This window comes from Ruminococcus flavefaciens AE3010 (assembly GCF_000526795.1).
Taxonomy (GTDB): domain Bacteria; phylum Bacillota; class Clostridia; order Oscillospirales; family Ruminococcaceae; genus Ruminococcus; species Ruminococcus flavefaciens_D.
Map to the genome: position 1 here is coordinate 2981390 of NZ_JAGT01000001.1, position 14951 is coordinate 2996340.

A 14951-nucleotide genomic window follows, 5' to 3' on the forward strand; every position below is an offset into this window, starting at 1 on the left:
TTTCGTGCAGCAGTTGAAACTCTGCTGCACGAAAAGTTCACATTATTGCTGTGTTTTTTGATTTGCTCAGTTTTCTTTAGACATTCTCTTCTTTGTTACTAAAAGAACTATTGAACCTGCCACCAGAAGACTTCCTATGATATAAAACAGCTTTGTACCCATACCACCAGTTGAAGGAAGGGTATTGCCCTTAGCATTTATAACCTGCAATTCATAAATATTATCGCTATCACTATCTGTCAGCTCTACCGCAGTTTCTGAACCGACCTGCTTTGTAACTTTCCAGTTTGGATCAGTTTTTGTAAAAGCATTTGCTGCCTTATCATTGCTGATTGTTATCGTAATATCATCAATTTTATTATATCCTGATGGTACTTTGGTCTCAGAAAGTGTATATGTACCTGCCCCCAGACCTTTGAATATGATATAACCATCATCATCGACATAACCCTTTACATCTACATGAGTTGGAAGATTACCTTTCTGTGTGAATACAGTAGTTCTTATATACTTTTTCGTTGTGTTATCATATTTTGTTTGATCAACACCACTCGTACCAGGATCTACGGTCGTATATGTACCGTCATTCAGCTTCCAATATGTTCCGCTTGCATTTTCTGTAAACTGATCCTCAGATACAAGAACTATGTTCATATCGGTTCCTGTTAATGTAAACTCAGCGCCCTTGAGTGGCTTTGGAGGTGTGGAATTATCGACCTTTATGATCTTGATAGCGGTAGTAAAAGTATTAACATCAGACCATGGAGTAACACCTACAGGATCAGTATAATCATCATTCGGCTCATCAGGAGTATCAGGACTCGGAGGTGTTCCCGGCTTAGGCTCATCAGGATTGGTGTCACTTTCACCGACCGCATCCACATTAGGATTATTTGAATATGTCAGGAATACCTTATTGGGGTTACCTGTACTTGTAATATCAGCATTCTCATTCAGCTTTGCCGAATATGTCACCCTTATCTCCTGTCCTGCTTTTGCCTTATGCTGAATGAAATCCTTCATTACTATCTGGAATGTATACTGCACATCTCCAACTTTAGCAGCGTTGCCTTCATCGACTCTGTAATATGAATTATCAATTAGTACGTTATTGATATAAACCTTAACGCTGCTATTATCGAATGTAAGACCAGTTGACATCTTATCGTTGATAACAAAGAAATACTTGTCATATCCTATCATAGAAGGAACCACTGATGTAAGCTCATAATTTATTGTATCACCGATGCTTGCTTCATTATGATCAGTCTTGGCAGAATTTTCAACTATCTTTTTGTCCAGCGTAGGAAGGTCTTCCTTAGTCGTTAAATCGACATTACCTGCTACCTTTAAAAGATTAAGAGTGCGCGGATTATTTTGAGTAATATCTGCTTCGTCCTTAACAAGGTAATAACCTGCGGCAAGTTCGGTAAGCTCATATTTTTTTGTTGTATTATCAGGTGTATTATCGGATTTCAAGGCGTTTCCTGTCAGATGAGTACCTGCAAATTTTGCAAATTCAACCGCAAAATCACTGTTATCAGCATACTGTTCAAGAACCGCAGCAACACCTGCTGCATCAGTTGCTGATGCAAAAACACTTACTTTATCAGTCTCGGCATCGTTATCATGATCAATTTTGAATTCATCAGCTGCTTTAAGAGCTGAAAGGAAGGTCGCACCTGATACATTATCGCCCCACTGAATATCTGTGAGCACATAAGGATCAGCTGTTGTTCCGCTTCCGCTAAGATTACCCTTGAATATCTGATATGCATTATAATTATGCGTTCCTGCATTTTTAGCAGTTATAGATATCGAATTTGTATCAGCTGCAAAGACTGTCATTCCTGTTGCAGCTAAAGGAGTTATCGCTAACAGACCTGCTGTAAGCATAGCTACATATTTCTTATGTTTTTTCATATTTTTACCTCCGTTTTAAAAGTATTTTTTAATCCGCCGTATCATTTTACAGAAGCCATCTCACGATCGCCTCCTTTTGCGCCTGTACAAAGCGGATCCGCTTAAAATTCCAATTACTGTGAATATGCCTCCGAGGAAGTATATCCTTCCCGGTCCGCTTCCGCCTGTTGACGGCAGCTTAAAGCGAATACTCTTGTTTTTCACAAGTATCGGTGTCGTTTCATCGTTTGAAGCTACATACTGGTTCTCCACAGGGAGAAGAATGTAGTCTTCGTTGAGAGTTGCACCGTTAACTGTTTCACCACCTACATAGTAGATGTAACGATAATGTTCATCTTCTTTAAGCTGGGATTTGGTGCTGTTCCAGTTCCATGGATCTGTTCCGCCAAGTGATATGGTCTTTGACCAGCCAGCGTCTTCCTCAAAATCCTTCATTGCTACCGAGCCTTCCTGCAAGGTAATTGTATAAAGGTTATTGTTTGAGGTGTAGACACCGTCTGTAAGAGTATAACCAGGTTTATCCTGAGTTAAAGGTTCTTCCGTAATTCTGAACTGATATATTCTATACGGAGTAATGTCATTTGACTCAACATACATAAACATTTCGTTTCGATTAGCATTGGACGGAATTAAAAATGAATGATTATCCATAAACGCCCAATTATACCCTGTAACCACATCTGAAGTACAGACAGGCCTATTTTTTCCGTTTCCATCATTAAACGTAATTTTATACGTATGATTACCTGAGTTACTATTTCCTGATACTACCGCATGAATATCATACTTTTTACCTGGTTCTAAAAATGACAGATTTAACTTAGCGCCCTGAAATGTTTCTTCTCTTCCTTCTACAAGCAAATGGTAATCGGTACTATTGTTAGCATTACTAATTGATAGGCTCAGATCATCATTTGCAAATTTAGTCCAATTCTGCGTATCAACATTAAAATCCGCATTATAAATGACACTATTCTGAACAGTAACAACACCTGTGCCTGCTTCAACCTCAATGTTTTTATATCCCTCTATGGCTATAAACTCGTCCATTCTGAATGACGCTGGAAATGTTTTGTTTATTGCCTCTGTTTCTATCAGGAGATACATACCGTAAGGGTTGACATTCTCAGGCAAAGTGATCGTACCTGTCAGCTTATCCCATTGACCTTTTTGAACAGTTTTCGCTGATACTCGGTGATAGCTCTTAAAGTCCTCCTTTTCAAGTCCGTCATTCAATGTCATGACAAACATCGCTTCAGAAGGATTTGATTCATTTCCATCTTCAGTACTTATCCATCTGTCATTATAAAAAACTCCCAGACTGAATGTATAAGTCTTTCCTGCCTTGAATATCTTAGGATCAAGGAACAGCCTTGCGCCCTGCGAAGGACGTGTTCGTTCTTTTACAAGCAGACCATCTTTTTTTGCAAATGCATCAACACCGCTTGTTTCTACCAAAACATCTCCCTGAGGCTCCCAACCGTCAGTAGTTCTTGTAAAAGAATGATGCAAAAGCAACAGGCTGTCATCAGCTTCTTCGGTATACACTTTAATATCTACCGTATTTGCTCCTGACTGTAAATCTGAAACCTTGAAAATATTATTTCCAAGATCTTCAAAATTCATATCCGTTGAAGAAAGCTTGTAATAATGATTGTTGTATCCATCTGCATTAGCTTCATAATACTGTACATTACCGGGAACGCTCAGCTTGAATTCAGCACTACCGCCAGGATATACAGGTATTTCACCTGATGACTTGATAAGATTGTTTCCGGGATCACGCAGATTGACGGTTATCGTGGCAGACTTGCTGGTAATAAGCTTTTTCTTACGCTTCAGTGTGATTTCAACAGGCTTCATTTCTTCGCTTGTTGCGTTTATCCACTCTTTTTTAAGGTAAAGTTTTGATTTCCTTGTATCTCTGTTTGTTATTAACAGATTGCCGTCGGAATCTGTTGAATAAGCAACTTCATAACCTGAAGGAACTTCAACTTCCTCAACACTGTATGTATATACATGGCTTCCGTATATTGACGGAAGATTATTAAACTGATACTTCCATGAATTATCAGCATTGAGAGCAAATGTCATATTGCCGTTGAACTCGACAGGCTTACGTTGATCAGGCGATGCCGAATCGGTCTGGTAAAGCTTGAAGTATACAGCTGTGTGCGTTAGATTAGAATTCTCAACATCATCCCAGACTTTCTGAACTTCAAAATTTGTTCTTTCGTCTTTGATTGTATTCTTGAAGTCGTACTGATTGTTCACACTCAGTGCTGTGACATCACCGCTGGAAATGCCCTCGTCGGTTATGGGCTTTTCGTCTCCGTTTACATCGACACGGGAGAATATATTCGGATCAACACCTGTTTCGACAACAAAAAGTTCTTTGGTTTCGTTAAAGCTATAGATATCCTTACGCTGACCGCTTTTCAGTGTAAATGGATTGTCGTTTCCATATCCTAAATCAGCCGGCTGAGGAACTCCGTTTACCATTTCGTATACAGTAAAGCTGTATTCCTTATTGTCATAATCATTTGAGAAATGGCCCTTATAATCAACGGTCTTTGTTACCGCAAGAGGCTTTACTGTCGGAAGGTTGATCTCCATTGCAAGGTTTGAATAACAGCCGCCTCGCTCAAGATAGAACATCTTTATATCATGACGACCGTATCGGCTCCAGCTTTCTCCACCAGTATACACCCAATCTTCTACGCCATCAAAATAATCACCCAAAGATTTAACTATCCATTTTGATTCACTGCTGATAGTGGTACTTGCGGTATTATTGTCAATGATAGTCGGCATAGGAAGTTTTGAAAAATCATAACCTTTTGCCGTTAACTGTTTTTCAATGGTTTCAACGGTCACATCATCAGAGGTTAACGGCTTTCCTTCAGCGTTATCCTGTACCCACACAATTCCGTTTGTGAAATCGATCATACCGCCTGTAGGCTCATGTATACCGCCGATATCAAGAACAAGTCTATTATCTACAAATACCCACATATCATCATCACCGCTGTACTTGAATACAACAGGATCATTTGATATACCGTTTGCGGATGTAGGCTCCGGATTGATAAATGTGGCTTCCATAGTCATGCCGAAGTGGTGATTATAAGTACCGCCGGATTTTGTATCAAAATTAGGATCCTTTTTGCTGTAATCATAATCATCGAAAGGGAAGAATCCTATTTTAAATCCCGGATCCTTGTCACCAAGTTTTGAATTCTGGTCTCCACCCTCCACGGCGCTTGCATAGGTCTCGCCGGTAGTAACGTCTATGTCAGTACCTAAATGGTGATTTCCGTTTACGATATCAAATGTTCGATCATAAACAGTAAAATCATGGGTGTCCTTATTATAGTAAGCATAGTTCATGTTACTGTTATAATAAAGATGTCCCTGTGTGTCCTGCTGCAGAAGATGGTTGACATCTGTGTAAACAGACTTATACGCCTTATCAGAATCTGTAACAGTCGGGCTGAATAAGTATGCAAGACTGTTATTTGAACCTTTTATCGTGGGATAACCATTAGCATCAAGTGTATCATTGACTATGCCCTGAACAGGTCTGTTTCCGGACATAGGAGAAGGGTACGTCGTTCCAAAAGTATTGTAATCACCAGAATAGTTATTCTTATCAGGATCAACTCTTGTATATACATTCTGTGGATTATTAGTATCATCATCATCTCTTAAGGTTCCTGTAAAAGCAGGTGTACCATAAGCAAAGAACATGATATCTGAGCCAGAATCTCTTCCAGTGTTTATTCCTACCTTTTTGACGTTATTATGTACCCATTGGTTGTTTTTTGAATCCCATGATATATTATAATTGTTCTGCGCTGCTTCAAGATCGGCATCACCGTAATCGAACAGCGTGAACTTGATACCTTTTGCGATATTATCTATGGTATTTGTCAGAGGTACCGGATTTGCAGGATCAAGCGTCTCGCCCTCCAGCGCTTTAAATGAATCGTTGTCAAGCATAAGGTTCATACTGTCATCACTAAATTCGGAAAGCAGCATTTCTTCGGAGTCTGTTTCTTCACTTTCAGCTAATTCCTCGGAATTAAGTCTGACAACATTATCCTCAGGTTCTGATGCCTCTTCAGTGAGTTCCTCATCGGTATAGCAGAGAGTTGTGTGCAAATGCTCATCATGACCGCATACAAGCACCTTTTCATAACAATCATCCGTATGAATATGCTCAGCGTTTTCTTCAAGTCCACAAACAAGGACTCTTTCATAGCATTCGTCGCTGTGCTCATGCTCCTCAATGCCACAGATGGGCTCATTTACCATGGTGATTACTGTATCACGCAGTTCCCAGAGGACGCCTGTAGAAACGAATACTGATAGCACAAGCAGCAACGATACCATTCGCCGTCGCTTAACATTGTTTTTATGAATTAACTCATAAAAACTGTCGAAATAGTTTTTCATCTATTTCAGCGTCCCCTTTCTGAATTATTCTTTGGTCCAAACCTTAAAGAGTACCTTGCCGACAATCTGATCCTTTCCAATACAGCCTATGGCGGAGCTTCTGCTGTCCACAGAAGATTCGCGCTGATCGCCGAGTATGAATATCTTGTCCTCGGGTACCTGATACGGAAATTCGATCTCACATCTTCCGAGCTCCTTTTTTTCCACATATGGTTCATCAAGAAGCTCTCCGTTGACATAGACATTTCCGTCGCTGTCCATGTCTATTACATCCCCTGAAAGTCCGACAACGCGTTTAAGAAGAGACTTGTTTTGCCACGAAACGCAGCACATCTGACCATACGATACATTATCCGACTTTATCAGTATGAGGACATCCCCCTCTTTTAAAGTCGGCTCCATGCTGCTTCCCGCAACCTGTACAACAGGAAAAAATAAAGTTGATACAAGCACTGCAAATGCTGCAACAACAATAAGAATAGATACTGTGCTGAAAAGCGTGCTCCTAAATTTTTTTCTGTATCTTATATTTTTCAGTTCGTTCTCCACCTGCTCAACAGATGGCATAGACTCTGTTATTTTTATCTTTGCCCGCATAATAATCGTTCCCTTAATATTTATTATCATTGTTTACGGAGCTTTTCTTTGCTTCGGAAATGATCTGCTTTGCCTTTTCCTCAGCTTCCCTTATAATGGCATCAGCTTTCTTTTTTGCCTCTTCCAGTGAAGTACCCTCAAGTTGGTTTATGTAGTCATCGGCGGTCTGCTGTGCAGCTTCAAAAAGTCCGTTGAGCTTAGCCGAAATCTCTGCAAGAGAACCTGCATTGCTCATTTTATATTCTTTATCTTTAAGCTTTTGGATGAGAGCTTCATTTTCTTTCAGAAGCTCCTCTTGTTTCTTCTGATATTCATATATTATATATATCAGATCGCTTCTTTTTAAATGTTTGAATTCCTTATCAGTCATAATTAGTTACTCCATTAAATATAGCATTTCATTACATGTTTAACATCTGTATTATACCATTTGTTTTAAAACAATGTCAACAATTCTAATATATTATTAACATATGAGAAAAAATATTTGTTGAAATCAGCTAATAGAATGTGCTGGAGTTTGTCAAAATCAACAACGTAACAAACGACTATAATATACAAATTCCAATATACATGACATTTTTTACCATAAGGATTCTATCGACTTATTACTGAATACAAATCCATACGAGTTGTAAGCTTTTACCAAAGCACAGTGAATTTGATTGTACTTATCGCTGAAATTCTGCTTATTTAATGATTATTAATATTATCTGATTGATTTGCAGCTTATTTTGAAAGTATAATGAATGTATGAAAGTTTCTGCCTATCGTCTCTATAAAATTAAGTAAATTATCAAAAAGAGTGCTATATAATTAAGCGTTTGTATTACAGTTGTTTTTATATACATTATGTATATATCATAATGATACCCCATGCCTATAAAAGAGGTGATCTGATGTTAATCAAAAAAAGCGTATTTTCACATTTGGGGACAGTTATAATGTCATTGCTTCTTTGTTTCGCTTTTTGCATTCCAAATCAATGTATCGGCGAAAGCGAGCAGCTTCATTCAATAAAGCTGATATGTCATAATGATGACATAATACTTACAGGGATGGAATGGAATCTTTACAGAATCGGTGAACGTCATATTGATAAAATCGTTCTTAGTGGAGCCTTTTCAGATTATCCAGTCGATATGTCAGATCTGTCTGAAGAAAATGTTGAACAGATAGCAAAAACTCTTGAAAGCTACGCAGTTGCCGATGATATATCACCCGTAATGAGCGGTGTGACCGACGGAGCAGGTGAGCTGTCTTTCGACAGTTTAAGCAGAGGCGTATACCTTGCTGTCGGTAAAAACCTGAAAATAGATTACACCTGCTATGTTGCTTCTTCTCTTATTCTTGAAGTAAGAGACAGCGATGTATCATTTAGCTACGACGCTTTTCCAAAATTCAAGTACGCCGCTCTCAGCAGTGAACAAATGTCATATACAGTCAGAAAGGTATGGATAAATGATACTTCCGAAAGTGTTGCATATCCACCCAATGTAACCGTTGATCTTTTCAAAAACGGTGAGCTTTATGATACTGTAATACTGAATACAGATAATGAATGGGAGCATCACTGGACAGACCTTGATAATTCAAACAAATGGTATGTTGTTGAACGTAATATCCCTGTAAACTATACTGTCCTGATCGATTTCAATAGCACACAGTATATTATAAAAAACTGCTATACTTCCATAGAAACTTCGTCAATCGTAACAGATATAACAACTGCTACTTCTATCGACTTTTCGACAACGTATCTGATTAATACTTCAGCAAAAACAACTATGACTGTTCCGCAGACATCCGTTACTTCTCTTCCACCTCTTGCACAGACAGGTCAGCCTTGGATGGCTGTTATAATACTATCTGCAAGTGGTATCTTGCTCCTAATTATAGGATTAATGATAAAGAAGAGAAATAATGATGAGTAAAAGTATTATTATTTCCAAGTTTGATATTATTTTCAATCCGCATAGTAACTTCAGACTATAATTGTTCTGATTCGCTGTGCGGCTGTTTTTATATTTTTGTATTCAATTGGCATAAATGCATATTTCAATTCTGACCCCAAATATCACGGGATTGGTAATACTGGAAATGGAAAAAGCTATGTAAAGGGACGGTTTGAGTTTCACGACTAAGACTAGTGGGATACAACAGAATTTCAGGAGTATATAATCGGCTATTTTGGCATCAAATAAAAACATTTATGTTTTTCTTTTATTTAGTATATTCAATATTATTGGTAATGCCTTAAACCTGTATAAGTCGAAGCAATGTAATAAATTATGACTGGAATTTCTGCAAATACTTTTAGTCCAAATAATGAATTGACCAGAGAGCGGTTTATCACAGTCCTTTTTAACATGACAGATGATCCATAAAAGTATTATAATATTTATGATAATTGCTATACTGATGTTGAAAAATATAAATGGTATACAACACCTATAATGCGCGCTTATCATTGGGGAATCGCCAATGGATACGGAAGTGAATTCGGCGTTGGCGATAAAATCACAAGGGAACAGTTTGTAACCATGCTGTATAACTATGAGATGAAATTTAAGAAGCGTCCGTTCAATGCTCCAAGCAATGCTTTGGATAAATTCGATGACAGAAAAAATGTGAGCAGTTGGGCACTTACTCCAATGATATGGGCTATTTCACAGGGCATATTATCAGGTAAAGGCAATAATAAGCTTGCTCCAAATGATATAGCAACTCGTGCAGTATGTGTGCAGATCATATATAAATATTCAGGCGATTCCTCAATATATATAATTAAATCTTCAAATGGCGCAAAGGTTCGTAATAGTGCAAGTATTTCAGGAACTCAGATAGGTGCACTTGCTAAAAGCAGTGTTGTAACATATGATCAGTCTGTTACTGAAAATGGTTATATATGGTATCATATTATTTCAGTAGATGCCCCAAACGGAAGCTGGGATAATTATTCAGGTTGGGTAGCAAATGTTTGAATACAGCTATGTTTGTTTTTATGTTAAGCTACTACTCTGATAAACGAAATAAGAGCTTATTATAACAGCAAAATATGATTATGAATAAAACGGCATTTAGTTTAGAGTCTAAGGATTAAATAAATAACTAACTAGAATAACCTCCACAATTAGTGGAGGTTATTTTTGAGTATAGTCATTGTCTGAACATAAAATATTTATCTTTTGTTATGTGCTGTATTCTGTGACATCTTCTCATGGCTTCTTATAGTAACAATGACAGATTAATGACATTTTTGCATTTAATTAAAATAATAGGCGTTTCCTCACATAGAAGAAACGCCTATTTCACGCTGTTTGCGTGGAGCTGATGATCGGACTTGAACCGACGACCTACGCCTTACCAAGGCGTTGCGCTACCGACTGTGCCACATCAGCATCAACAGATAATATTATACACCAAAGAGGAGTGAAAGTCAATACTGCGAAATATTATTTTTTATGTTAACTAAAAAATCTGAAATTTTTTTTGAAAAAACGCTTGACAAGCCATGTTTTTTCTGATATAATATTAAAGCAGTCACGAAACACTGCAATGCGAGTGTGCTGGAATAGGCAGACAGGCACGTTTGAGGGGCGTGTGTCGAGAGACGTATGGGTTCAAGTCCCATTACTCGCACCAAGGAAGCGTTTACCATGAGTAAACGCTTTTTCTTTTGCCATATCTCAGAACAAGGGGTAGATGAACATGATATATACTGTAACATTCAATCCTGCAATAGACTATGTTGTGCAGATGCAGGAGCTTGCCCTCGGCAGCGTGAACCGCTCCGATTCGGAGAAGATATTCTACGGCGGCAAGGGCATAAACGTATCTGTTGTGCTTGCGGAGCTTGGAGTGCGCTCAAAGGCGCTGGGCTTTACGGCGGGCTTCACGGGAGAGGCTATCGAGCAGGGCGTTGAAGCAATGGGAATAGATGCGGACTTCGTAAGGCTCAAATCGGGCAACTCCCGTATAAATGTAAAGATAAGGGCTGCTGAGGAGACAGAGATCAACGGGCAGGGTCCTCACATAGATGACGAAGCTCTTGAGGAGCTCTTCAAAAAGCTGAATAAGCTCAGAGACGGCGATACCCTCATACTTGCAGGAAGTATCCCAAACAGTCTGCCGTCAAATGTGTATGAAAGGATACTTGAAATGCTGTCCGACCGCGATATACGCACGGTAGTCGATGCGGCAGGGGAGCTTCTGCTTAACGTGCTGAAGTACAAGCCTTTTCTCATAAAGCCCAACGACCACGAGCTGGGAGAGATATTCGGCGTCAACATCTCAACATATGACGGAGTTGTGGAATATGCCGTGAAATTACAGGCTATGGGAGCTCGTAATGTTCTGGTGTCCATGGCGGGCAGCGGAGCTATACTCCTTTCGGAAAACGGGAGGCTCATAAAGTGCGGAGCCTGTATGGGTACGGTAAAGAATTCCGTTGGAGCAGGTGATTCCATGCTGGCAGGCTTTGTGGCAGGCTCTGCCGAGAATGACCTTGACTACGCATTGAAGCTGGGAACAGCCTGCGGCGGTGCCACGGCTTTTTCAGAGGGACTTGCCAAAAAGGAACTTATATACGAGCTGTTGAAGCAGCTGAAGACTATATAAAAACAGCGCCCCGAAGTCTTGCTTCGGGGCGTTTGCAGCCTAATGTAAACAAAAAGCTCACGCAACTGCGTGAGCTTTTAATATGAGTTGGGGTGGAAGGATTTGAAGGGAGGGTAGCCACCCCCTCTTCAAACGATCCCAGCCAAAATTATTGTTTAAAACGCCTAATAATATATGATTTAATTATATCATATTCACCAAATTAAATCAAGTACTTTTTTGAAAAAGTCTGATATTTGCTGAAACTTTAAGTGTTTAGTCAATATCAGGCTTTTTTATTATATGCTATAATTTTCAAGGGGTATTCCCCGAATAAATGAGATTTTGGAGGTACGCTATGAAAAAGAAGGCAAATAAAGAGCAAGATGTACTGGAGTATATGCGAAGCATCAGCAATATTCCCAGATATGAACCCATGAAGACGACATTAATTGAGTGGTGTGAATACTGGTTGTCAACGAGAGCCAACAATTTAAAGGACTCAACACGTAGTTCATATGAATACGTAATAAACAACCATTTTAAGCGAGTTTTTAAAGATATGAGGCTTGAAGATCTGACAGCCGATGATGTACAGTTATTTATCAATAGTTTAATTATAGGCTATCAGATACCAGAGCCGTTAAATGCCAAAACAATAAAAAACATTCATGGTGTTTTACATAAAGCGTTAAGTGTAGCAGTTACACAGGGATGCGTGCCATTTAATGCTGCTCAGGGAACTGTGTTACCTAATATCGAAAGGACACCACCTACTCCCTTAACGGATGCACAAATTATAAAATTCTTTGAAAGGATTAAATATCACGAAAAGAGGGATATATTTGTATTTGCGCTTTTAACAGGGTTAAGAGAGTCTGAAATAATTGGATTAACAGTCAATTGTTTCGATAAAGAAGAACATCCGAATAAGTACGGACTTGGCGGTACAGCTCCTAATGCTATAACAGTACAGGGGCAAACAAATGGTGATGTAGATATAGCAAGTAAAGGCCTAACATCAAACGATGCATTATTGATTCAGGAATTCCTGCTTCACAGAGTAAATACTCTTGAACCGTCAAAATCATAACAATTTTTGGGGATGTAATGTTCATCAGTGTTTTTTGTTGTTTTAAGGGATAATTAGATTCCCACAGCAAAGTCGGTAGTGCACATACAAGAAATGGCACGAAAAAGTGCTGCGCTTACATCCGAAAGGCAAAGTATCGGCACATGGAGGATTTTTCATATAAAAAGAAGAGCGGTTCATATTGAACCGTTCTTTTGCGTAACTCTTAGTTTATGAAAGGCTGTATAAAACGAATATTGTATCGCAGTTGATTTATTTAACGTAACATGATATAATATTTTTACGGCAAAGCTATATCAGAAAGGAATTATAGATAATGAAAAGAATGAAATTAAAAATCGCTTTGACTTTTATGCTTGCAGTATGTACTCTGGCAAGCTGTGGAAAGACCAATTCAGATCAGCAAAATAGCGACAAGAAGAACAACACCGCTGCAACCACTACTTCAGAAAGCACTTCAACAACAGTAACTGCTAATGCTGGAAGCTCAGAAACAACAACTGCTCAGGCAACATCATCAGATGATGTCTCGGGATCGGATTATTCGGTAAGCGATCTTGTCGGAGAATGGGTGCAGAATGATACAGGCAATATCCTGACAGTCAATGATGACGGTTCTTTCTCTTTAAAATACATATATGGCGGCACACGTTTTGGTACTATAAAAATAGATGCTGAGGAACATCCTGACGGCAGTAAAACTTACTGGTATTCATTCTATGAGCCTGATAATACATTATGGACGGGATTTGTTTGCCCTGAAAAGCCTTTTAATGAGATATACTCTGAAGATGAGGGCGGTATGACTTTCTGCAGAAACATTTCCGGTAAAGACTTCCCTCCGAATGTTCCCGAAGCGAAAGATATAAGAGATACACTTGCTTTTGCCGATCGTCTTATGTGCGGCACCGGTGTGAATACAGATATGAATGCTGAATACAAAACTGATGATGGAACAGTATATCATAAGTCCATTGATGGTTATTATAAAACAACAGATGATGTTCGCAATTATCTCAGGATACATATGACAGAACAATTCCTTGATAACGAATATGGTTTCCTCTTCGGAACAGAGCATCCTAAGTGCATAGATGTTAACGGAGAGCTTTACATCGAATATCGTCCTATTGGCGGCAGATATTCATTTGAGGATGAGGATCCTGTTGTAGTTGATAACGGCAACGGTTACTCTATAAAGATAAAAAACAACGATTACGGTGCTGAGGATACAGTAGTGGTCGAAGTTGTTAAGGAAGATGGAAAATGGAAGATAACCGATGTGATCGATAACTTCTGAGAAAAAAACGGCTCCGAGTTGCACGCTCGGAGCCGTTTTTCATATATGTATTCCTATCTATAGAGATCCACATTCCATACTTGATATCTGCTCTTACAGGATAATAATGATTCAGGATAAAGGAAGAGTGTAAGCGCACTCTTCCATGCCTAAAAAGTTAACAGCCAATATCGTTTGTGATATTGGCTGCTTTCATTATCGATGGTCTATATATTGGTTGGCGTTTACGCCAAAGCAGTTGCTTTGGCTATTATCTTGTGGTATAATAAGAAAAATAGTCCTTTTAAGGTGGTCTGTTATTTTAGGACGTTTATAAATAAGGAAGTACATCTTAATAGGACACTCTATTGCATTCCTGTTAGGGTATGCTCTATCAGGACAGAAAGGAGTTTTACTATATGGATAAAACATATATTGGTTATGCCCGTGTTTCAACTGAAGAACAAAATGAAGCACGGCAGCTTCATTCCTTTGAAGGTTATACTGACAAAATAAAGAAAGTTTTCATTGATAAAATGAGCGGTAAAGACACAAATCGACCTCAACTGCAAGCTATGCTTAATTATGTTCGTGAGGGTGATGTGGTTGTTGTATCAGACTTCTCCCGACTTGCGAGAAGTACAAGAGATATGTTGCAGATCGTTCAGGAGCTGACCGATAAAGGTGTTGGTCTTATAAGCCTGAAGGAAAGCGTAGATACCGAAACTCCGCAAGGAAGATTTATGCTTACAATCTTTGCAGCTCTGGCAGAGCTTGAAAGAGAAACTATCTTGCAAAGGCAGCGTGAGGGAATCGCTATTGCGAAGCAGCAAGGAAAATACAAAGGACGTAAACCTATTCCTTTCAATGAAGATAAGTTCAGAGCTGAGTGTAAGAAGTGGCGCAACGGTGAACAGACCGCGGTTGCAACTATGAAAAAACTTGATATTAAACGTAATCGATTCTATCAAATAGTAAAGAAGTTAGGAATATAGTATTAAA

General features: G+C 38.8%; 10 protein-coding genes, 2 tRNA genes and 1 pseudogene. 8 read left to right on the forward strand and 5 right to left on the reverse strand.

Features of this window, described 5'->3' with window-relative positions:
- Positions 1–66: 66 nt before the first annotated feature.
- The 4 genes from N774_RS0113225 to N774_RS0113240 are packed head-to-tail and all read right to left on the reverse strand — an operon-like array spanning position 67 to position 7348.
- Positions 67–1923 (reverse strand): isopeptide-forming domain-containing fimbrial protein, encoded by a 1857-nt coding sequence (locus tag N774_RS0113225; protein ID WP_024861697.1) that lies wholly within the window; start codon positions 1921–1923, stop codon positions 67–69.
- Between the two features lie 60 nt (positions 1924–1983).
- Positions 1984–6381, reverse strand: coding sequence for a carbohydrate binding domain-containing protein (locus N774_RS0113230; protein WP_080770495.1), 4398 nt, complete (start codon positions 6379–6381; stop codon positions 1984–1986).
- Positions 6382–6405: 24 nt separating this feature from the next.
- A complete protein-coding gene (lepB, locus tag N774_RS0113235) occupies positions 6406–6948 on the reverse strand; it encodes a signal peptidase I (RefSeq protein ID WP_242836630.1) in 543 nt (180 codons plus the stop codon).
- Positions 6949–6991: 43 nt separating this feature from the next.
- Positions 6992–7348: a DivIVA domain-containing protein gene (locus N774_RS0113240; RefSeq protein ID WP_024861700.1), complete on the reverse strand. Its 357-nt coding sequence runs from the start codon at positions 7346–7348 to the stop codon at positions 6992–6994.
- 688 nt (positions 7349–8036) lie between these two features.
- Here N774_RS0113240 and N774_RS0113245 point away from each other — a divergent pair.
- From N774_RS0113245 to N774_RS0113250, 3 genes and pseudogenes are all read left to right on the forward strand, one after another.
- Positions 8037–8912, forward strand: a complete 876-nt coding sequence (locus tag N774_RS0113245; RefSeq protein ID WP_196231555.1) for a Cna B-type domain-containing protein — start codon at positions 8037–8039, stop codon at positions 8910–8912.
- A 465-nt stretch (positions 8913–9377) separates the two neighbouring features.
- Positions 9378–9503, forward strand: a pseudogene (locus tag N774_RS20150) (S-layer homology domain-containing protein); the annotation flags it as partial.
- Between the two features lie 18 nt (positions 9504–9521).
- Positions 9522–9962 (forward strand): S-layer homology domain-containing protein, encoded by a 441-nt coding sequence (locus N774_RS0113250; protein ID WP_024861702.1) that lies wholly within the window; start codon positions 9522–9524, stop codon positions 9960–9962.
- Between the two features lie 341 nt (positions 9963–10303).
- Here N774_RS0113250 and N774_RS0113255 read toward each other — a convergent pair.
- Positions 10304–10379 (reverse strand) — tRNA-Thr (locus N774_RS0113255).
- 159 nt (positions 10380–10538) lie between these two features.
- Between N774_RS0113255 and N774_RS0113260 the strand changes: the two genes are divergently transcribed.
- From N774_RS0113260 to N774_RS0113280, 5 genes are all read left to right on the forward strand, one after another.
- A tRNA-Leu gene (locus N774_RS0113260) sits at positions 10539–10623 on the forward strand.
- Positions 10624–10689: 66 nt separating this feature from the next.
- Complete coding sequence (gene pfkB, locus N774_RS0113265; protein ID WP_024861703.1) at positions 10690–11598, forward strand: 1-phosphofructokinase; 909 nt, start codon at positions 10690–10692, stop codon at positions 11596–11598.
- A 337-nt stretch (positions 11599–11935) separates the two neighbouring features.
- Complete coding sequence (locus N774_RS0113270; protein WP_024861704.1) at positions 11936–12670, forward strand: tyrosine-type recombinase/integrase; 735 nt, start codon at positions 11936–11938, stop codon at positions 12668–12670.
- A gap of 325 nt (positions 12671–12995) precedes the next feature.
- Positions 12996–13970: a hypothetical protein gene (locus N774_RS0113275; protein WP_207640556.1), complete on the forward strand. Its 975-nt coding sequence runs from the start codon at positions 12996–12998 to the stop codon at positions 13968–13970.
- A gap of 398 nt (positions 13971–14368) precedes the next feature.
- Entirely contained in the window at positions 14369–14944 is a 576-nt protein-coding gene (locus N774_RS0113280; protein WP_024861706.1) for a recombinase family protein, read from the forward strand.
- Positions 14945–14951 lie beyond the last annotated feature (7 nt).